Below are 20115 nucleotides of genomic sequence, written 5' to 3' on the forward strand. Positions count from 1 at the left end.
ATGCCAGTCGTATATCATGTAATGTCGCCCAGCTCAGAGGCAGCCCATGCCAGCCACGCCCGCCATTCCTCCCCGACTACGCCACACGCGCTGGCTGCCCTGGCTAATGGCCTCTCTCGCCTTTCTGCTGGGCCTGTTTCTGGCTGCCGCCTTTTACCGCTCCATGCTGCTGGAAGACGCCGAGCACAATGTGCAGCAGCTGGTCGCCATGTCCGACGCCTTGCTGGACGAGGCCGACAACGTCAATCGCACCGTACTCAAGCTGGCGCCGCAGCCTTGCCACAAGCTGCGCCCCTTCCTGCTCAATCTGGCCATGACCTCGCCTTATGTACGCAGCATCAACCTGCGAGATCTGGACGGTCAGCTGTTGTGCTCTTCCTACCTGCAAGCCGACCTCCCCATCCGGCCTGACAACAGCCACCGCGCCGTCCGGCTGGAGATGCTGTCCGGCACCCGCCTCGCGCCCGATGTGCCTATCTTGGTGCTGCGCGAGCAGGCAGGGCCTTATCACGTATCGTCGGTGGTGGACCTGCGCTATCTGGCAGGCAGCATGCGGATGGCGGACAACTATCTGCCGGTTTACTTGCGCGTGGGCAAGCGCTGGGTGGGCATGGACTCACACGTTTACGAACAAGCCCCGGCGAAGCTCGGTCTTGTCCAGACCAGCGCGAACTCCGGTCGTTACGATGTCACCGTTGTCTCGGGTTTGCCGATGGGAGAAGGCCTGCGCCGGCTGCTGACCGATTACCCCCTCCTGCTGGCGCTGCTGGCCCTGATCGGCGCGCTGGCGGCGTACAGCAGCTACCAGATGCAGCGGCGGGCCGATCCAATGCAAAGCGAAATGCGCTTCGGGCTGGTGCACGCCGAGTTCGATCCCTGGCCGCAACCCTTGGTAGATGCGCAAACCGGCCACTGGATAGGCGCAGAGGTGCTGATGCGCTGGCGTCATCCGCAGCAGGGACTGGTGCCGCCCAATCTGTTCATCCCCGCGGCCGAAGACAACGGCCTTATCGTGCCGATGACCCGCATGCTGATGCAAAAAACCGCAGCGGCCTTGCGCCGCGCCGCACTGCCGCCAGCCTGTCACATCGGCTTCAATGTCTGCGCCCGCCATCTGGAAGAAGGAGACATCCTGCAGGACTGCCGTGATTTTCTCGAAGCTTTCCCGCCCGGCGCAGTGCGACTGGTGCTGGAGCTGACCGAGCGCCAACCGGTACCGGACACGCCCCGCATGGATGCCCTGTGGGACGAACTTCACCGTTTGGGCGTATGGATCGCCATCGACGACTTCGGCACCGGCCACTCCAGCCTCGCCTATCTGCAAACCCTGCATGTAGATGAGCTCAAGATCGACCAGAGCTTCGTCGCCGGCATCGGCACCGACAGCCTTACCCACAATATTCTCGACAGCGTGCTGGCGCTGGCGGTGAAGCTGGACATGACTATCGTCGCCGAAGGCGTGGAAACCGAAGCCCAGCAGCGCTACCTGAGCGATAATGGCGCCCATTTGCTGCAAGGCTATCTCTTCGCCAAACCCATGCCGCTGGCTGACTTTATCCAGCAGCTGCCGTCGCATGCCCCATCGGCCAAGCTGGCCGGCCACGCCACGGCCTGACGTTCAGGAGCGCTTCTTGTCCCATCCCACCGCCGTCATCGGCATCGCCGGCGTCACTGTGCCCGGCGCGCTCGACTGTCTGGCCCGCATGCATCGCCATGCCGGACAATGCTTCAACCACCACCACCATCCGCGTTTTGTACTGGATCAACCGGACTTCGGCATCGTGCATGCCGCACAAGTGGACAACCGCTGGGACATCGTCACGGACTCCATCGTTGGCTCGCTGCAACGGTTGGCCGAAGCCGGCGCGCAACTGGCGGTGATTCCGGCCAATACCGTGCACCGCTGCATCGACGACATCCGAGCCCGCTCGCCCTTGCCGGTATTGAGCATGCTGGACGTGGTGGCGGAGGCCTGCCGCCAGCGCGGCCTGGCCAAAGTAGGCATACTCGGCACCGCCTGGACCATGTCGGGCCATCTTTACCGCCAGCCGCTCTCGGCGCTGGGGCTGGAAGAAGCGATCCCCTCCCCGGCGGCGCAAGAGCGCATCCAGCGCGCCATTTTCGAGGAGCTGGTGCCCACCGGCGCTTGCAGCGCCCAGACGCTGGCCGATCTCTTGCGCATCGTACAAGACCTGCGCGATGCAGGTTGCGACGGCGTGGCGCTGGCGTGCACCGAGCTGCCGCTGGTGCTCGATGACGACAACTGCGGCCTGCCGGCCATCGACACCACCCGCCTGTTGGCCGAAGCGGCGGTGAATGCCGTCTGTGAGCGAAAATGAGCCGAAAGCGCACCGGTTTGTGTCGTATCAAGGCCGGCAGCCGTGTTGTATTTGCCCTATCTGCGGAAAATATGTTAGTAAACTAAACATGATTTTCGGAATCGAATCCCCATGAGCCGATCACCCCGACACGACAAAATCCTGCAGCTGGTTCGCGAAAACGGCTTCATGCCGATTGAAGAGCTGGCCCGCCTGCTGGACGTAACACCGCAAACTATCCGTCGCGACATCAACCAGCTCTGCGAAGAGAACCTGCTGCGTCGCTATCACGGCGGCGCCGCGCTGGGCAACAGCGTGGAAAACGAGGACTACTTCGCTCGCAAAGGCAAGTTCCAGAGCGAAAAGGCGCATATCGCCGACATGATTGCCGGCAGCATCCCCGACCACGCCTCGCTGTTCATGAGCATCGGCACCACCATTGAGGCGGTGGCGCAGGCGCTGACCAGCACCCACAAGGGTTTGCGCGTCATCACCAACAATATTCACGTGGCCTCCATCATGTCGGCCAATCCGGACTTCACCGTGATGATCACCTCGGGCGTGGTGCGCGCCTCCGACGGCGGCATCACCGGCGTGGCCACGCTGGACTTCATCAACCAGTTCAAGGTGGACTACGCCATCATTGGCGTCTCCGGCATAGAGACCGACGGCTCGCTGCTGGATTTCGACTACCGTGAAGTGCGCGTGGCGCAAGCCATGATGGCCAACGCCCGTCACCGCTATCTGGCTGCCGATCACAGCAAGTTCGGTCGCAATGCGCTGGTGCGCATGGGCCATATCAGCGAATTCCACACTGTGTTCACGGATGCGGAGCCGCCGGAATCGCTGGCCAAGCTGCTGGAAGAGCACAATGTGCGGCTGATTCTGGCCGACGCCGCCTGATCCGTCTCCCGCAATGAAAAAGCCCGCTTGCGCGGGCTTTTTCATTGCCTGCCGTCATCCTCAGGCATGGGCCAGGCCTCCACCCGATTGCGACCGTTCTTCTTCGCCTGATACAGCATGTCGTCCGACTGCTGTACCAGCGTGGCGGTATCTTCGGCCGATGCCAGCGAGCTGACGCCCACGCTGAAGGTTTGCCGAAAGGTCTGCCCGCCGCCGCGCTGATCGATGCGCGAAAAGGCCTGCCGCAGCGCTTCCATCACGCGCAAGGCGTCCTCTTGTCGAGTGCCCGGCAGCACAATGGCGAACTCCTCCCCGCCGTAGCGGCTGATGAGGTCGGAGCGGCGCAAACGCTCGCGCAGGAAGCGCGCGAGGTTCACCAGCACCTCGTCGCCGGCCGGGTGGCCGTAGGTATCGTTGATGGTTTTGAAGTGATCCAGATCCAGCATCACCAGCGACAGATGGCGACCGTCGCGGCGCGCTCGCAGCACTTCGTACTCCAGCTGGGCATACAGGTGAGAGTGGTTGAGCAGCCCGGTGAGACTGTCGTTGATCATGTAGGAGCGCAGCTTGCGATAGCGGCGTGCACGGTTGATGACCGTCACCGCCAGCTCATCCGGTGCCACCGGCTTGGTAAGAAAGCCGTCAATGCCCAGCGTCAGCGTATCCAGCTGGATGGACTGCCGTTTCTCCACCGACAGGAACAGGATGGGTATGCCGTCCATCAAGCGCTGCTGGCGGATGATGCGCGCCAGTTCCATGCCGTTGCAGTCCGGCATGTACATATCCATCAGGATCAGGTCTGGCCGGAACTGCACGATTGCTTCCAACACGCGCGCCGGCTCGGTGATCTGATAGGTGTCCACGCCGTGACTGCCCAGCACATTGGCGTACAGGCCGGCCAGAGAGGCCATGTCCTCCACCACCAGCACACGCAATGGGTCGCGCTTCTCGCCCAGATCTCCAAAGCTCAGGTTGTCGATGAGTTCGTGAGCCAACAACGGCCAGGACATGAAGCCGGAAGCGCCCGCGCGCACGGCGGTCAGCCGCGCTTCGAAGTCGTAACGGGTGGAGCACACCAGCAAAGGACACAGGGCGCAGATCGTGTCCGCCAGCGTAAGAATGGGATCGCCTTCGGCAAACTCGGTATAGGCCACCACCGCCGCCGGCGTGGCCGCCTGCAGCGCCTGCGCCAGTTTGGAGGCCTGATTCATGGTTTTCACCAGAAAACCATAGCAACTGAGTTGCTGCACCAGATTGGAAGTGTCCAGACTGTCCGGCACCCACAAGTACAACAGATGCGGGCCATCCCGACTGAGCGCCGATGCGTAGCTGTCGGACGGCAGCGGCTGTTCGGCCATCATGCCCAGCTGACTGACGATGCCCAGATGGTGGCGCAGCAGATCGTAGCGCTCGTTCTCGCTCGGGCTGTCGCTGTTTTGCAGCAACCATCCCTGCAACAGCGCAGACAGCGCCTGACACTCTCTTGCCAGCACTGCCTCCTGCCGCGCCGAGCTGTCTCGCTCAAGTTGCCCGATCAGGGACAGCAAGTGCGCGGCCAGCGAGCGGTCCCAGCGCGTTACCAGCATGTGGCCGAAGCGGTCGATCTCCCGCGCCATGTGTTCGCGGGCCTGAGAACTCTTTTCCATGTTTTGTGTACCCGTACCCATGAAGCCGTCATTCCCGCCTGCCCGGAAACGCGACTGATCCAGTTCAGGCGCAAACTGCGCTTGGGCCCGGATGCTCGATGTTATAATTGCAGATTAACGAATAATGCCCGGCGCGCAAATGAATGTTTTTTACGAAGAGAGCGGTTCTTTCAAGGTAGGCAGCATTGTCTCCCGCTCCGATGCCAGCTTGCAGGTGGACACCCAGCACGGCAAACGGGCGAAGATCAAATCCAGCAACGTATTCTTGGAATTTACTTCATCTCTGGCAGATTTTCTGCCGTCGGTTGAAAAACTGACGCAGGACATCGATCTGGACTTCCTCTGGGAATGTTCGCCCGACGATGAGTTCGGCCATGATGAGCTGGCAGCCGACTACTGGGGCCACACCCCGTCCTCGCTGGAGAGCGCCGCGATCATCATGCGTCTGTTCGGCGCGCCCATGTACTTCTACAAAAAGGGCAAGGGCCGCTACAAGAAAGCGCCGGAAGAGGCGCTGAAAGCCGCGCTGGCCGGCGTTGAGCGCAAAAAACGCGAGCAGGAGCAGATTGATGCCTGGGTGGCCGAGCTGAAAACCGGCGCGCTGCCGGAGGCCATCCGTTCCCAGCTGATGACGCTGCTGTGGAAGCCGGACAAGAACACACTGGAATTCAAAGCCTTCGACCAGGCCGCGCGCGAGCTGTCGCAGTCGCCGCTGAAGCTGGCGCAAGCAGTGGGCGGCATCCCCTCGGTGCCGGACTACCTGATGGCCGGCTTCCTGATGGAGTACTTCCCCAAAGGTACCGGCTTCGGCAAATACGCCGCGCCGGCCCTGCCTGACGACCTGCCGCTGTCCGCGGTGCGCGCCTTCTCCATCGACGACGCCAATACCACGGAAATCGACGATGCACTGTCGGTGGAAGTCCTGCCGGACGGCGGTCGCCGCGTGGGCATCCATATCGCCGCGCCGACGCTGGGCGCGGCATCCGGCTCCGATATCGAAAAACTGGTCTGGAGCCGTCTCTCCACCGTTTACTTCCCCGGCGACAAGATCACCATGCTGCCGGACGACGTGGTGGATGCCTTCACGCTGAAAGAAGGCCATGACTGCCCGGCCTTCAGCCTCTACGTGGACGTGAACGCCGACTTCGAACCGGTGGCTTACGAGAGCCGCATCGAACGCGTGCACGTGGCCGCCAACCTGCGTCACGCCGAACTCGAACAGCAGTTCAATGAAGACACCCTGCTCAACGACCCCGGCGTCGACTACCCGTTCAAGCAGGAACTGATCTGGCTGTGGCACTTCGCCAACGCGCTGGAGAAGCGCCGCGGCAAGTACGATCCCACCCGCCCGGTGCAGATGGACTACAACTTCAACGTGGTGGACGGCAAGGTGGCCATCACGCTGCGCAAGCGCGGCGCGCCGATGGACAAACTGGTGTCCGAGCTGATGATTCTCGCCAACAGCGAGTGGGGCCGCATGTTGGCCGAAGCCGACATCCCGGCCATGTACCGCGCCCAGAGCATGGGCAAGGTGCGCATGACCACCCGTCCCGAGCCGCACATCGGTCTGGGCGTGGCGCAGTACGCCTGGGCCACCTCGCCCCTGCGCCGCGCCACCGACTTCATCAACCAGCGTCAGCTGGAGGCGATGATTCGCGGCGAGAAGCCGGTGTTTACCCAAGGCGATGCGATGATGTTCGCCCTGCTGCGCGACTTTGACGCTACCTACTCGGCCTACTTGTCCTTCCAGGACCGCATGGAGCACTTCTGGTGCCTGCGCTGGTTCACGCAGGAAGGCGTTACCGACCCCACCGCCACCTACATCAAGGAAGATCTGGTTCGCATCGACGGCCTGCCCATGCGCGCGCGCATTCCGGGTCTGCCGGAGCTCAATCGCGGCGACCGCATCCAGCTGTCGGTGATCCGCATCGACGAACTGATGGCCGAAATCGAGTTCCGCTTTGTCGGCGTGGTGGGCCATGTCGAGGAAGCCTCCGAAGACGAAGGCAACTGACAACCCCGCCCTCTTCAACAGCAAAAAGCCCGCGCAAGCGGGCTTTTTCCATGCACATGAGCTTGGCCGAAAGCTCAGAACATCTCGTCCAGCTCGGTTGACGCCGTCTTCAACTCTCCAATGGCGGCTTTCATTTCCTCTTCGCCGATATTCAGGCGCTGCACCACTTTCCACGGCAGGGTGGCGATCATGTCGTCTTCGCTCATGCCGTGATTGAAACCGGCCACCAGATAGGCCGACAGGCCGATCAGCACGGCGAAGGCGGTCACGTCGCCCAGCAGGTCATGCTGGTCGCGAATGGCTTGCTGGATATCGTCGGGGAAGTTCCAGCGCCGCGCCAGCTCCGCGCCCACCTCGGTCAGATCAATACCCAGCAGCATACGCTCGGTGGCGACGCGATCCGCGCCGCCGGCGACGATCTTGTCGATCTGCACCGCCTGCTCCGGCATGGCCACATGCAGCACCAGCTCGCCGATATTGGACAGCAGCCCGCAGGTATAGCCCAGTTGGGCGTCCAGCTTGGCCAGCCGCGCCAGCCGCTTGGCGGTGTTGGCCATGGCGAAGCTGCGCTGCCAGAATCCTTTCATGTCGAAGCCGGGAATGCCCGCCGTGGCGCCGGTGATGCCGGAGGCGATCACCAGAATGCGCAGGTTATCAAAACCCAACAGGATTACCGCGTCATCCAGCGACCCCACCCGCCGACTGCCGCCGAAGCGGGCGGTATTGGCCAGCCGCAGCACGCGGGCCGTCAATACCTGATCGTGTCCCACCTTGTCGGTGATGTCGTCGATGCTGATGTCGGTTTTCTGGAAGCTTTCCACCAATTCCTGCACCACCTTGGGCACCATCGGCAGCCGCCCGGAAGCCCGCTCGAAAATTTCCGCTACTTGCATGTTTGTTGATCCCCTTTATTGTCGTTGTTCGGTCGACGTCTATTGAGCTTAGGCGAACGCCGACAGAAGGGAAGCGGAAAACCGCAGAGGTTTGATCTGACCGCCCGGCGGCGCAAAGCAACAGGGGTTTGTTAGCGGCGCTAAGCCACTTCCTGCCCGCGCGCGGCTTCCAGCAGGCGGAACCAGCTTTGCCGGTCCAGCCTGAGCGAAACGGCGGCATGCGCCTCGTCCAGCGATGCCAGGCGACGCGAGCCGATTACCGGCACCGGGCCGCAAGGCAAAGTCAGCAGCCAGGCCAGCGCCAGCGTGGAAACGGCCACGCCGCGCTCGACCGCCATCTCGCGCAGCAGGGCGGCCACGGGATGGCTAGCGGCCTGCAACAGACGGCCGCCGGCCAGCGGCGACCAGAACATGGGCCGGCAACGCTCTTGCTGGCACTGGTCCAGCGCACCGTCAAACAGCGGGGCGGTATGCAGCAGCGAGCACTCCAACTGGTTGGTGACCAGCGGGGTGCGCGCAGCCAGCAAGGCAAATTGCGCGGGCGTGAAATTGGACACGCCGAAGTGCAGCACCTTGCCCGCCTGCCGCAGTTGGCCGAAGGCTTCGGCCAACTCGTCCGCCTGCATCAGCGGGTCTGGGCGGTGAATCAGCAGCAGATCGAGATGATCGGTCCCCAACTCGGCCAGCGAGCGCTCCACCGAGGCGACGACATGGACCGCGCTGCTGTCGTAGTGCTTCACCTGCCAGCCGAACCCCGCATTGACGGGCTTGATGCCGCACTTGCTCACCAGCCGGATGGCGTCGCGTTGCGAAGGATGGGCTTTCAGCCAGCGGCCAAACAGCCCCTCGCAGGTAAAACCACCGTAGATGTCGGCATGATCGAATGTATTGATGCCCAGCGACAGCGCGTGCTCCACCCAGCCCTGCAGCTGCGCGGGCGTGAACGCCCACTCCGCCAGTCGCCACAGGCCGGCTGCCACCGGAGAGAAAGCCGGCCCCACCGGGGCCAGCGTCACGGGCGCGAGCGGCGTCATCAGGCGATGCGCTTTTCGCTGGCGGGATCGAACAGCACCGCCTTGGACACGTCGAACACCAGCTCCATGCTTTCGCCCGGGCGCTTGGCTTCGGTGGGGTGCGTACGGCAGCACACCTTGGTCTTGTTGAGCGAAACGAACACCAGCGTATCCGGGCCGGTGGGTTCGATCACGTCGATGTGGCAGCTCATCTCCGGCAAACCTTCGCGGTGCGCGGTGCGCGCGTCCGTGATCTGCTCCGGACGGATGCCGAAGATCACTTCCTTGCCCACCCAGGCCGCCAGCTTGTCGCGCTCATGCGGCAAAGGCAGCACTACGCAGCCGCGATCGTCGCAGATATTGACGCCCAGCTTGCCGCCGGACTCGACGATGGTGGCCGGAATGAAGTTCATCGACGGCGAGCCAATAAAGCTGGCCACGAACAGATTGGCCGGGTTGTCGTAGATGTCTTGCGGGCTGCCGAATTGCTGCACCACGCCGTCCTTCATCACCGCGATGCGGTCACCCAGCGTCATGGCTTCGATCTGGTCATGCGTCACATAGACGATGGTGGACTTCAGCCGCTGGTGCATCAGCTTGATTTCCGTGCGCATTTCCACCCGCAACTTGGCGTCCAGATTGGACAGCGGTTCGTCGAAGAGGAAGATGGAAGGGTTGCGCGCCAAGGCGCGCCCCATGGCCACGCGCTGACGCTGACCGCCGGACAGCTGGGAGGGTTTGCGATCCAGCAGGTGGGTGATTTGCAGCATGGTGGCCACCCGCTCCACCGTGGCGTCGATCTCGGCCTTGGGCAGCTTGCGGATTTCCAGCCCAAAGCTGATGTTCTGCCGCACGCTCATGGAGGGGTACAGCGCATAGCTCTGAAACACCATGGCGATGTCGCGATCCTTGGGTGACAGGTCGTTGACCCGTTCACCGCCAATGAGGATATCGCCGCTGCTGATGTCGTCCAGACCGGCGATCATGTTCAGCAGGGTGGATTTGCCGCAACCGGACGGCCCGACCAGAATCAGGAACTGGCCGTCTTCGATGGCGATATTGATGCCCTTGAGGACTTCCGTCCCGCCGGTGTAAGTCTTGCAGACGTTATTGATGGAAAGTGCAGCCATCGATCAACCTTTCACAGCGCCGGCCGTCAGACCGCGCACAAAGTAGCGGCCGGCAACCATATAAACGAACAGGGTGGGCAGGGCGGCGATGATGGCCGCGGCCATGTCCACGTTGTATTCCTTCACCCCGGTGGAGGTATTCACCAGATTGTTCAGCGCCACCGTGATGGGCTGCGACTCGCCGGCGGCGAACACCACGCCGAACAGGAAGTCGTTCCAGATCTGGGTGAACTGCCAGATCACGCACACCATGAAGATGGGGCCGGAGATCGGCATCAGGATGCGGAAGAAAATGGTCCAGAAACCGGCGCCGTCGATGCGCGCCGCCTTCACCAGTTCGTCCGGAATCGTCACGTAGAAATTACGGAAGAACAGCGTGGTGAAGGCCAGGCCGTACACCACGTGCACCACCACCAGACCGGTTGTGGTATTGGCGATGCCCAACTGGCCCAGCAGGGTGGCCATGGGCAGCAGCACCACCTGGAAGGGAATGAAGCAGCCCACCAGCACCATGGTGAACAGCGCGTCCGAACCCTTGAAGCGCCACATGGACACCACGTAGCCGTTGATCGCGCCAATCAGCGTGGACAGCAGCACCGAGGGCACCGCCATCTTCACCGAGTTCCAGAAAAACCCCTTCATGCCTTCGCACTGCACTCCGGTGCAGGCGCTGGACCAGGCCTTGCTCCAGGCGTCCAGCGTAATAGCGTGCGGCAGCGAGATGAGATTGCCGGCGCGGATGTCGTCCAGCGTTTTCACCGAGGTGGACAGCATCACGTACAGCGGCAGCAGATAGTAGGCGGCCATCAGCACCAGTGCGGCATAGAGCACGATGCGGCCGACGGACAAGTGTTTAGCCACGTTTGGCGCTCCTCGTTTCCATATACATCAGCGGCACCAGCACGGCGACGATGGTCATCAGCATCATCATGGCCGAGGCCGCGCCCAGGCCGAGCTGGCCGCGGGTAAAGGCGAACTGGTACATGAAGATGGCGGGCACGTCCGAAGAGGTGCCGGGGCCCCCGCCGGTCAGCGCCATCACCAGGTCGAAACTCTTGATGGCAATGTGCGACAGGATCAGCAGCACGCTGAAGAACACCGGACGCAAACTGGGAATGATGATGCGCCAGTAGATGACGGGCAGGCTGGCCCCGTCCACCTGGGCGGCCTTGATGATGGAGTCGTCAATGCCGCGCAAGCCGGCCAGGAACAGCGCCATCACGAAGCCGGACGACTGCCATACGCCGGCAATGGCCACGGTGTAGATGGCTTTGTCCGGGTCTACCAGCCAGTCGAAGGTGAAGTTGGGAAAGCCCCAGTCGTTTACCAGCTTCTGCAGGCCGAGATCGGGGTTGAGCATCCATTTCCAGGCGGTGCCGGTGACGATGAAGGACAAGGCCATCGGATACAGGTAAATGGTGCGCAAAGCTCCTTCGGCGCGGATTTTCTGGTCCAGCAACACGGCCAGCAAAAGGCCCACCGCCAGCGCGCAAAAGATGAAAAGCCCGCCGAAAATGCCGAGATTGGCCACGGCGGTCCACCAGCGGTCGTTATCGAACAGCTCGCGATACTGCACCAGACCGGAAAGGGTCATGTCCGGCAACAGGCGCGACTCGGTCAGCGACAGCCAGGCCGTCCAGGCGATGAAGCCGTAGACAAACAGCAAGCTGGCCGCCAGCGAGGGCGACAGCACCAGTTTGGGTAGCCAGCGGTCGGCCAGGGCCGACCAGCTGGAAGCTTTATTGGGAGAGGACATCACATCATCCTGGTTCCGCAGCCGGCGGCATCCGCGCAGGCGAAGCCCGTCCGGCGCGGGCCGGACGGCAGCTGAGAACGTATCAAACAGGGGAATGGAGCAGGCGGCGGCGCATGCCGCCGCCCATGCCGGCATCAGGCCCGCAAGGGCCGGATATCAGCCTCAGTGCACCTTGCCGGCCTTGGCCAGGCGCTCGGCGGCGGTCTTGGGCGTCATGCTGGAGTTCATGAACTGGGAGATCACGTCCACCATCGCGCCTTCGGTGGCCGAGGGCATGGCCATCTTGTGGGCAAAGCTCGGTACCAGGCCGCCGTTCTTGTTGGCGGTGGTCAGATCGGCCTTGGATTTCTTGGCGCAATCGTCGAACTTGTCCATCGGGGTGTCCAGACGAGCCGGGATGGAGCCCTTGTTCAGGTTGAACACTTCCTGGAAGTCCTTGCTCATTACGGTTTCAGCCAGATCGGACTGGGCCTTCTGAGCGGCAGGATTCTTCTGTTTGAACATCGCCAGGCTGTCGATGTTGAAGGTGAAGCTGTTGGCGGTGCCCGGAGCGGCTACGCAGAGGAAGTCCTTGCCCGGCTTCTTGCCGGCGGCAGTGAACTCGCCCTTGGCCCAGTCGCCCATGAACTGCATGCCGGCCTTGCCGTTGATCACCATGGCCGTGGCCAGGTTCCAGTCGCGACCCGCTGCGCCCTTGTCGATATAGCCCTTCACCTTCTGCAGGGTTTCAAACACCTTGACAGTGGTGGGGCCGGCCAGCGTGGCCTGATCCAGCTTCACGAAGGCCTTCTTGTAGTAATCCGCGCCGCCCACGCCGAGCGCGACGGATTCAAACAGGGTGGCGTCTTGCCACGGCTGACCGCCGTGCGCGATCGGCTGGATGCCGGCTTTTTGCAGCTTGTCGGCGGTTTCAAAGAATTCCGGCCAGGTGGTCGGCACCTTGGCGCCGGCCTTTTTCAACGCGTCCGGGTTGACCCACAGCCAGTTCACGCGGTGCACGTTGACCGGGGCGGCCACGTACTGGCCCTTGTATTTCATGACCTGGCTCACCACCGGCGGCAATTGCTTGTCCCAGCCTTCTGCCTTGGCTACTGCATCGATATTGGCCAGCACGCCTTCAGCGCCCCATTCCTGGATGGCCGGGCCCTTGATCTGGGCGGCGGTGGGCGGGTTGCCGGAAACGACGCGGGTCTTAAGCGCGGTCATGGCGTTGTCGCCGCCGCCGCCGGCCACGGCGAAGTCTTTCCAGGTATCGCCCTTGGCATTCATCATCTTCTTGAGTTCGGCCACGGATTTGGCCTCGCCGCCGGAAGTCCACCAATGCAGCACCTCCACTTCGCCGGCGAACACGGTGGCCGGCAGGATGGCGGTGGCGAGGAGTGCTGCGCTCAATTGCTTGAGTTTCATTGTCTAGTCTCCGTTCTCTGTAGCGTTGAATTTTTAGCTTTGTTATCGCCTGTGTCCGGGTTATAGCCCACGCGGATCAGCAGACGTGGGTGAACTATAACGACGAACTGTAAGTTTTGCGTAAGCTTTATGTTCGCGCACTGTAAGAAAACGACAAAAAGACAAAGCACCGCAACATGCCAAACAGATGAAATCTTTTGTTTTAAGCACTTGCCGCCATGCGGCAACGCAGCATTGCATTGCCGTGTAGTGTGTCAACTACGCTACGAAAACTACAACATCAGCCGCGCCGCACGGGCAGGCGCAGACTGGCGCACAAGCCTTGCGGGCTGTTGTCGGCCAGTTTCACGCTGCTGTGATGGCGGCGAGCAATCTCTTGCACGATGGCTAGCCCCAGCCCACAGCCTTTGCTGTTTTGCTGCGGATCCACCCGGTAAAAGCGCTGGAATACCTTGTCCCGCTCCGCCGGCGGAATGCCCGGCCCCGCGTCGCGCACCGCCAGCTCCGCCTCATCGCCGTCAAGCGCAAGCGTCACGGTGATTTCGCTGCCCGCCGGCGAATACTGGATAGCGTTGTCTACCAGATTGGCCAGCAATTCGCGCAGCAGGCCGGCGTGCCCGAGGATGGGTGCCGCGCCGTCCGGCCCTTCAAAACCCAGGTCTTGCTTGCGCGCCAGCGCGCGCGGTACGGCCTCGGCGGTGACTTCGCGCGCCAGCCGCGCCAGGTCCAGCGGCTCCAGCGAGAGTCCGGCCTCCGGTTCGGCGCGGGCCAGCGCCAGCAATTGGTTCACCAGATGGATGGTGCGCGCCACGCTGGCGTCCACCTGCCCCAACTGGCGCAAGGCGCGCGCCATGTCAGGCTGCTCGGCCTGCAATTCCGATCGCACCAGTTCGTTTTGCGATTTCAAGCCGGCCAGCGGCGTGCGCAACTGGTGGGCGGCGTCGGCGATGAAGCGCCGCTGCTGGGTGACCTGACCGTTCACTTCGGCCAACAGGGTGTTGATAGATGCCGCCAGCGCCCGCACCTCGGAGGGCGCATCGCTGGCCTCGATAGGCGCCATGTCTCGCGGGGAGCGGTTTTCCACCATGCGGCGCAAGCGCCGCAAGGGCGACAGCCCGCGCGTGATGCCGCCCCACACCAGCAAGCTGGTGAGCAGCATCAGACCCATCAGCGGCAGACCCATGTCCAGCATGATCTTGCGGGTGAGTTCGGCGCTCTGGGCGCGGCTTTTGGCCACTTGCACCAGCATCAGCTGCGGCGCGTCATGGGTGCCGGCTTGCAAGTACAAGGCTGCCACGCGCACGTCCACCCCTTTGATGGCGGCATTGTAGAAATAACTGTCTCCGGCGCGCGCCGGCAAGCCGGGCGGCACGGCCGGCATGGCCGGTTCGCCCAGAAGGAAAGCTTCCGGCGGCGAGCTGACGCGGTAGTAGACGCGGTCGGCGGGGTCTTCTTCCAGAATTTCGCGCGCCGCTTGTGGAAAATCCACATAAAAACCGTTGCCGAAGGGCTTCACCTGCCGCGCCAGCGCGCGGGTGGATTGCGCCAGCGTCTGGTCGATCACCTGGCTGGCGTAGCGCACCGCCATGGCGTGCGCCAGCAAGGCGGCCGCCAGCCACAGCACCAGCTGCGGCAGCAGCAGCCAGATGAGCAGCTGCCGCCGCAAAGAGAGTTTGCGTGCCTGCGACACTGCTCAATCGCCCTGTTCTTCGGCCAACAGGTAGCCCAGCCCGCGCACCGCGCGGATGCCCACGCCGCTGCCGTCCAGTTTCTTGCGCAGGCGGTGAACGTACACTTCCACCGCGTTGGCGCCCACCTCCTCGCCGTCGCTGGCCAGCTCACCGGCGATCTGCTCCTTGGTCAGCACTTTTTCGGCATGGCTCATCAGGATATACAGCAACTCCAGCTCGCGGGCGGACAGGTCCAGCGCCTGCGCGCCGCCCCAGGCGCGTTGAGCCGCGCGGTCCAGCCGCAGCGGGCCAAAGCGCAGTTCGTCCCGGCTGGGGTCGGCCGCGCGCTGACGACGCAGCAAGGCGCGGATGCGGGCTTCCAGCTCGGGGAATTCAAACGGCTTCACCAGATAATCGTCGGCGCCGGCGTCCAGACCAGCCACCCGGTCTTCCATGCTATCCAGCGCGGTGAGCAGCAGGATGGGCAAGGCCGGCTTGTGCACGCGCACATTGCGCAGCACCTTGAGGCCGTCCTGCCCGGGCAGGCCGATGTCCAGCACCACGGCATCGAAGGCTTCGGCCAACAGCCGGTCCTGCGCAGACAAACCGTCCGCGCAATGCGCGCAATCAAACCCCAACTGGGTGAAACGGGTCAGCAGGGCGTCGGCCAGCACTGCGTCGTCTTCGGCGAGCAGGATGCGCATATCGTCGGCTTTATCGGGAATGAGGAGCTGTGATGGTATGCCAAGTGCCCGCTTGCGCTCCAGCGGCACATCAAGCTTGGCCGAAGAAAAACCATGCCAGCGCCGACGGGAAGGCCGTCCAGCCAGGCTTGTGGCCGAAGACAGGCAACGCCCAAAGAAAAACCGCCCGGAGCGGGCGGTTTCGGCATAAGGGCGCAAGGCCTTGCGATCAGCGGGTCAGACCACTGGCCTGACGGGCCAGCTCGGTAATGCGCGCCCAATCACGATTGGCGATGGCGTCGTCCGGCGTCAGCCAGCTGCCGCCCACCGCCAGCACGTTGGGCAGGGCCAGGTAGTCGCTGGCCTTGACCAGATCAATACCGCCGGTAGGGCAGAAACGCAGATCCGGCAGCGGGCCGGCCAGCGATTTCAGCAGCTTGATGCCGCCCACGGCCTCGGCCGGGAACAGCTTGAGAATATCGAAGCCTTCGTCCTGCGCACGCATGGCTTCGGACGGCGTAGCCACACCCGGGATCAGCGTCATCTGGCTGTTGCGGGCGGCGGAGGCCAGTTCCGGGGTCAGGCCCGGGCTGACGCCGAACTGCGCGCCGGCGTCGATGGCGGCTTCCAGTTGGGCGCGATTGCGCAAGGTGCCCGCGCCGACGATGGCGTCCGGCACTTCGTCGCGCATGCGGCGCATGGCGGCCAGCGCGGCCTTGGTGCGCAGCGTCACTTCCAGCACGCGAATGCCGCCGTCCACCAGCGCGCGCGCCAGATCCACGGCAACAGCCGCGTCATTTACCACGATCACCGGCACCACCGGTCCTTGGCGCAACAGGGTCAATGCATCCATGGTCATTCTCTCCAAAGCGGGTGGTGGAAGCTCATGGCGCCGGCTTCCGCGGCGTTGGCCGACTCGCGGAAAACGGCGAAGAGCTCGCGGCCCACGCCAAACTGATTGTGTTCGAGGTTGGCGACGGCCTGGTCGCGTTGCGCCCATTCCTCCGCCGGTACTTTCACTTCCAGCGTGCCGGCCACGGCGTCCAGCCGCACGATATCACCATCGCGCACCTTGCCGATAGCGCCGCCGCTGACGGCTTCCGGGCTGACATGAATAGCGGCTGGCACCTTGCCGGACGCGCCGGACATGCGACCATCGGTCACCAGCGCCACGGCAAAGCCGCGCTCTTGCAGGATGCTCAGCGCCGGGGTCAGCTTGTGCAACTCCGGCATGCCGTTGGCGCGCGGGCCCTGGAAGCGGATCACCGCTACAAAGTCGCGCTCCAGCTCGCCGCGCTTGAAGGCGGCCAGCATGTCGTTCTGATCATGGAATACCACCGCCGGAGCTTCCACCACGCGGTGTTCCGGCTTGACCGCCGACACTTTGATGACGGCGCGACCCAGGTTGCCGCTCACCACGCGCAAGCCGCCGTCCGGCGAGAAAGCGTCGCTGGCCGGGCGCAGCACGTCGAGGTCGCCGCTGAGGGCCGGGGCCGGTCGCCACTTGAGCGCCGCGCCGTCCAGCCACGGCTCATTGGCATAGGCGGACAGCCCCTTGCCGACGATAGTGGCAACGTCCTCGTGCAACAGACCGGCGGACAGCAGTTCGCGAATCACGAAACCCATGCCGCCCGCGGCGTGGAAATGGTTCACATCGGCCTTGCCGTTGGGGTAGACGCGGGTCAGCAGCGGCACGGCGGCGGACAATTCATCAAAATCGTCCCAGTTGATGTCGATGCCGGCGGCGCGGGCAATGGCCACCAGATGCAGTGTGTGATTGGTGGAACCGCCAGTGGCCAAGAGGCCGACGATGGCGTTGACGATGGATTTTTCATCGATCATGCGCCCGACGGGAGTGAAATGCTCGCCCTGGGCGACAATCTTCACGGCTTGGCGCGCGGCCTCACGGGTGAGCGCCTGACGCAGCGGCGTGCCAGGGGTGACGAAGGCGGTGCCCGGCAGATGCAGGCCCATGATCTCCATCATCATCTGGTTGGAGTTGGCGGTACCGTAGAAGGTGCAGGTGCCGGGGCCGTGGTAAGACTGGCATTCCGATTCCAGCAAGGCGTCGCGGCCTACCTTGCCTTCGGCAAACAGTTGGCGCACCTTGGCTTTTTCATCATTGGCGATGCCGGTGGTCATCGGACCGGCCGGCACAAACACCGCCGGCAGATGGCCGAAGGTGAGCGCGCCGATCAGCAGGCCCGGCACGATCTTGTCGCACACGCCCAGATACAGGGCGGCGTCGAACATCTGGTGCGACAGCGCCACGGCGGTGCTCATGGCGATCACATCGCGGGAAAACAGCGACAGCTCCATGCCCGGCTGGCCTTGGGTCACGCCGTCGCACATGGCGGGCACGCCGCCTGCAAACTGGGCCGTGGCCCCAGCCGCCAGCGCGGCTTCCTTGATCCAGGCCGGATAGGCTTCCAGCGGCTGGTGGGCGGACAGCATGTCGTTGTAGGCCGAGACAATCGCCAGATTGGCGCGGCGATCTTCCTTGAGATGGATCTTGATGCTGTCGGGCATGGCCGCGAAAGCATGCGCCTGATTGGTACAGGACAGTTGCGAGCGCTCCACCCGGCCTTGCCGGATCTGCGCGTCCAGATGCGCCAGATACGCCGTGCGGCGCGCGCGGCTGCGGTCTATGATGCGCTCGGTGACACTGTGCAATACCGGATGCAAAGCCATGGTGAAATCCTGTGTTGAGTGTAGATAAATGGTAGTTTTACTACACATAAAATGCAAGGAAAGCGCCCTCCCTACAGTTGCTTCCACCTGACAATACCAGCCTGAAATCCACACCAGTTAAGCATATGGCCTGTTTTTTCCCATTTTTGTCACTGTTGCGTAATGCGGAATACACCGGTTTGACGCATGGACATGACAAAAGCGGGTGGTAATATAACTACATCTGCTACTGCATTGAGACGGAACATCATCATGGACAACCGTATCTCCTCCACCCCGGCCTTCGATATGGTGCTGTTTGGCGGCACCGGCGATCTGGTCATGCGCAAGCTGTTGCCTTCCCTGTACCAGGCGCACGCGGCGGGTCTGCTCAACACCGAAGGCCGCCTGCTGGCGCTGGGCCGCAAGGGCATCAGCCGCGACGATTACCTGCAACTGGTGGAGAAGCAGTCGCGCATCCACATCAAGGAACACTTCGACGACGCCGCCTGGCAAACCTTCTGCAACCGCATCCAGTATCTGAAGGTGGACGCCGGCGAGGCCGCCGACTACCCGGCGCTGGCTGAAGCCGTGGGCCAGCACCCGGAACGCGTGGTGGTATGCTACCTCGCCACCGCGCCCGACCTTTTCTCCGGCATCTGCGACAACCTCGCCGCCGTGGGCCTTAACCGCCCCAATGTGCGCGTGGTGCTGGAAAAACCGCTGGGCACCGATCTGGACTCCTCCAACGCCATCAACAACGACGTGGCGCGCTTCTTCCAGGAAGACCAGCTGTATCGCATCGACCACTATCTGGGCAAGGAATCGGTACAGAACCTGATGGCCATCCGCTTCGCCAACGCGCTGTTCGAACCGCTGTGGCGCCGCGAGTGGATTCACGATGTGCAGATCACCATCTCCGAAGACCTGGGTGTAGGCACGCGCGGCGACTTCTACGACGGCACCGGTGCGCTGCGCGACATGGTGCAGAACCACCTGCTGCAACTGCTCTGTATCGTGGCCATGGAGCCGCCGGCCAATATGGAAGCCGACGCCGTGCGCGATGAAAAGCTCAAGGTGCTCAAAGCGCTGCGCCCCTTCACCGAACACGATGTCGCCGCCAAGACCGTACGCGGCCAGTACAAGGCCGGCGCGGTGGCGGGCCAGCCGGTCACGGGCTATCTGCAAGAGCAAGGCATCCCGGCCGGCAGCCAGACGGAAACCTTCGTCGCCATCAAGGCCGAGATCGACAACTGGCGCTGGGCCGGCGTGCCCTTCTTCCTGCGCACCGGCAAACGCATGCAGGAGCGGGTGGCGGAAATCGTCATCAACTTCCGCGATGTGCCGCACCAACTGTTCTCCGGCCCGCTCAGCGGCAGCCACACCGCCAATCGGCTGGTGATCCGCCTGCAGCCGGAAGAGAGCATCCGCCTGTACTTCCTGGCCAAGGAACCGGGCGACACCATGCGCCTGCAACCGGCCTATCTCGACCTGGACTTCTACAAAGCCTTCAAGGTGCGCCGCGCCGATGCTTATGAGCGCCTGCTGCTGGATGTGATCCGCGGCAAACTGGCCTTGTTCATGCGTCGCGACGAGCTGGTGGAAGCCTGGCGCTGGGTGGAGCCCATCATGGATGTCTGGGCGCGCAGCAGCGGCAACCCGCCCAAGCAGTACACCGCCGGCACCTGGGGCCCGGCCGCGTCCAGTGCGCTGCTGTCCCGCGACGGCATCAGCTGGCACGAAGAAAGCTGAACCGGGCGCGCCCTGCCCAGATTATGACCAAGGCCCTCCCGCCTTCCCTTCAGGAAGCGGGAAGCCCTTCTTCAATGGAATTGGCAGGACAAGGGGATGGGGAATGAGAGCGGCTAACAGCGCCTCGCAAAGCCCCTGAACCAAGGCGCGCCGACGCTGGCGGTACATGGCGCAAGACTCGCAGGCGCAACGCTGGATCAGGGGTGTTGTTGGCGGGCCTGAACGAGAAGGCGACAGCATCAAGCAGTTACGTCGAAGAG

16 protein-coding genes are annotated in these 20115 nt (G+C 63.2%); 5 read left to right on the forward strand and 11 right to left on the reverse strand.

The features are described 5' to 3' along the window. Positions 1 to 46 precede the first annotated feature (46 nt). From Q0P52_RS01455 to Q0P52_RS01465, 3 genes are all read left to right on the forward strand, one after another. On the forward strand, positions 47 to 1615 hold the full coding sequence (locus Q0P52_RS01455; RefSeq protein WP_293759595.1) for an EAL domain-containing protein: 1569 nt from the start codon (positions 47 to 49) through the stop codon (positions 1613 to 1615). Positions 1616 to 1631: 16 nt separating this feature from the next. Then, complete coding sequence (locus Q0P52_RS01460; RefSeq protein WP_293759593.1) at positions 1632 to 2339, forward strand: amino acid racemase; 708 nt, start codon at positions 1632 to 1634, stop codon at positions 2337 to 2339. Positions 2340 to 2450: 111 nt separating this feature from the next. After that, positions 2451 to 3221, forward strand: a complete 771-nt coding sequence (locus tag Q0P52_RS01465) for a DeoR family transcriptional regulator (protein WP_293759591.1) — start codon at positions 2451 to 2453, stop codon at positions 3219 to 3221. A 41-nt stretch (positions 3222 to 3262) separates the two neighbouring features. Here Q0P52_RS01465 and Q0P52_RS01470 read toward each other — a convergent pair whose 3' ends face one another. Beyond that, a complete protein-coding gene (locus tag Q0P52_RS01470; protein WP_293759589.1) occupies positions 3263 to 4867 on the reverse strand; it encodes a diguanylate cyclase in 1605 nt (534 codons plus the stop codon). A 139-nt stretch (positions 4868 to 5006) separates the two neighbouring features. Between Q0P52_RS01470 and Q0P52_RS01475 the strand changes: the two genes are divergently transcribed. Continuing rightward, positions 5007 to 6881, forward strand: a complete 1875-nt coding sequence (locus tag Q0P52_RS01475) for an RNB domain-containing ribonuclease (RefSeq protein WP_293759587.1) — start codon at positions 5007 to 5009, stop codon at positions 6879 to 6881. 74 nt (positions 6882 to 6955) lie between these two features. On the opposite strand, the gene Q0P52_RS01480 is transcribed toward Q0P52_RS01475, so the two are convergent. The 10 genes from Q0P52_RS01480 to edd all read right to left on the reverse strand — a co-directional run bounded on the left by Q0P52_RS01480 (position 6956) and on the right by edd (position 18124). Then, positions 6956 to 7774 (reverse strand): HDOD domain-containing protein, encoded by an 819-nt coding sequence (locus Q0P52_RS01480; RefSeq protein ID WP_293759585.1) that lies wholly within the window; start codon positions 7772 to 7774, stop codon positions 6956 to 6958. 140 nt (positions 7775 to 7914) lie between these two features. Beyond that, positions 7915 to 8808, reverse strand: coding sequence for an aldo/keto reductase (locus Q0P52_RS01485; RefSeq protein WP_293759583.1), 894 nt, complete (start codon positions 8806 to 8808; stop codon positions 7915 to 7917). Beyond that, the gene (gene ugpC, locus Q0P52_RS01490) at positions 8808 to 9917 is read right to left on the reverse strand and encodes a sn-glycerol-3-phosphate ABC transporter ATP-binding protein UgpC (protein ID WP_293759581.1); all 1110 of its coding nucleotides are present in this window, start codon (positions 9915 to 9917) and stop codon (positions 8808 to 8810) included. The genes Q0P52_RS01485 and ugpC overlap by 1 nt, the downstream gene beginning before the upstream one ends. 3 nt (positions 9918 to 9920) lie before the next feature. Continuing rightward, positions 9921 to 10778: a carbohydrate ABC transporter permease gene (locus Q0P52_RS01495; RefSeq protein WP_293759579.1), complete on the reverse strand. Its 858-nt coding sequence runs from the start codon at positions 10776 to 10778 to the stop codon at positions 9921 to 9923. Continuing rightward, entirely contained in the window at positions 10771 to 11673 is a 903-nt protein-coding gene (locus tag Q0P52_RS01500) for a sugar ABC transporter permease (RefSeq protein WP_293759577.1), read from the reverse strand. The genes Q0P52_RS01495 and Q0P52_RS01500 overlap by 8 nt, the downstream gene beginning before the upstream one ends. Positions 11674 to 11835: 162 nt before the next feature. Next, a complete protein-coding gene (locus Q0P52_RS01505; RefSeq protein ID WP_293759575.1) occupies positions 11836 to 13080 on the reverse strand; it encodes an ABC transporter substrate-binding protein in 1245 nt (414 codons plus the stop codon). A gap of 280 nt (positions 13081 to 13360) precedes the next feature. Further along, positions 13361 to 14770, reverse strand: a complete 1410-nt coding sequence (locus Q0P52_RS01510; RefSeq protein ID WP_293759573.1) for a sensor histidine kinase — start codon at positions 14768 to 14770, stop codon at positions 13361 to 13363. Positions 14771 to 14773: 3 nt separating this feature from the next. Further along, entirely contained in the window at positions 14774 to 15454 is a 681-nt protein-coding gene (locus tag Q0P52_RS01515; protein ID WP_293759571.1) for a response regulator transcription factor, read from the reverse strand. 208 nt (positions 15455 to 15662) lie between these two features. Further along, the gene (locus Q0P52_RS01520; RefSeq protein WP_293759569.1) at positions 15663 to 16286 is read right to left on the reverse strand and encodes a bifunctional 4-hydroxy-2-oxoglutarate aldolase/2-dehydro-3-deoxy-phosphogluconate aldolase; all 624 of its coding nucleotides are present in this window, start codon (positions 16284 to 16286) and stop codon (positions 15663 to 15665) included. Between the two features lie 2 nt (positions 16287 to 16288). Next, positions 16289 to 18124, reverse strand: a complete 1836-nt coding sequence (gene edd, locus Q0P52_RS01525; protein WP_293759567.1) for a phosphogluconate dehydratase — start codon at positions 18122 to 18124, stop codon at positions 16289 to 16291. Positions 18125 to 18388: 264 nt separating this feature from the next. On the opposite strand from edd, the gene zwf reads away from it, so the two are divergent. Further along, positions 18389 to 19855 carry a glucose-6-phosphate dehydrogenase gene (zwf, locus tag Q0P52_RS01530; RefSeq protein ID WP_293759911.1) on the forward strand — a complete coding sequence of 489 codons (1467 nt, stop codon included), beginning with the start codon at positions 18389 to 18391 and terminating at the stop codon, positions 19853 to 19855. The last annotated feature ends 260 nt before the right edge of the window (positions 19856 to 20115 follow it).

Origin of the sequence: uncultured Aquitalea sp., assembly GCF_945957525.1 — a bacterium.
GTDB lineage: Bacteria > Pseudomonadota > Gammaproteobacteria > Burkholderiales > Chromobacteriaceae > Aquitalea.

Bases quoted from the DNA above. Each gene is read 5' to 3' on its own strand.
- Q0P52_RS01520 (WP_293759569.1), bottom strand. From the start codon at position 16,286: ATGGATGCATTGACCCTGTTGCGCCAAGGACCGGTGGTGCCGGTGATC.
- Q0P52_RS01455 (WP_293759595.1), top strand. From the start codon at position 47: ATGCCAGCCACGCCCGCCATTCCTCCCCGACTACGCCACACGCGCTGG.
- Q0P52_RS01465 (WP_293759591.1), top strand. From the start codon at position 2,451: ATGAGCCGATCACCCCGACACGACAAAATCCTGCAGCTGGTTCGCGAA.
- Q0P52_RS01500 (WP_293759577.1), bottom strand. From the start codon at position 11,673: ATGTCCTCTCCCAATAAAGCTTCCAGCTGGTCGGCCCTGGCCGACCGC.
- Q0P52_RS01505 (WP_293759575.1), bottom strand. From the start codon at position 13,080: ATGAAACTCAAGCAATTGAGCGCAGCACTCCTCGCCACCGCCATCCTG.
- Q0P52_RS01480 (WP_293759585.1), bottom strand. From the start codon at position 7,774: ATGCAAGTAGCGGAAATTTTCGAGCGGGCTTCCGGGCGGCTGCCGATG.
- Q0P52_RS01485 (WP_293759583.1), bottom strand. From the start codon at position 8,808: ATGACGCCGCTCGCGCCCGTGACGCTGGCCCCGGTGGGGCCGGCTTTC.
- edd (WP_293759567.1), bottom strand. From the start codon at position 18,124: ATGGCTTTGCATCCGGTATTGCACAGTGTCACCGAGCGCATCATAGAC.
- ugpC (WP_293759581.1), bottom strand. From the start codon at position 9,917: ATGGCTGCACTTTCCATCAATAACGTCTGCAAGACTTACACCGGCGGG.
- Q0P52_RS01475 (WP_293759587.1), top strand. From the start codon at position 5,007: ATGAATGTTTTTTACGAAGAGAGCGGTTCTTTCAAGGTAGGCAGCATT.
- Q0P52_RS01470 (WP_293759589.1), bottom strand. From the start codon at position 4,867: ATGGAAAAGAGTTCTCAGGCCCGCGAACACATGGCGCGGGAGATCGAC.
- Q0P52_RS01515 (WP_293759571.1), bottom strand. From the start codon at position 15,454: ATGCGCATCCTGCTCGCCGAAGACGACGCAGTGCTGGCCGACGCCCTG.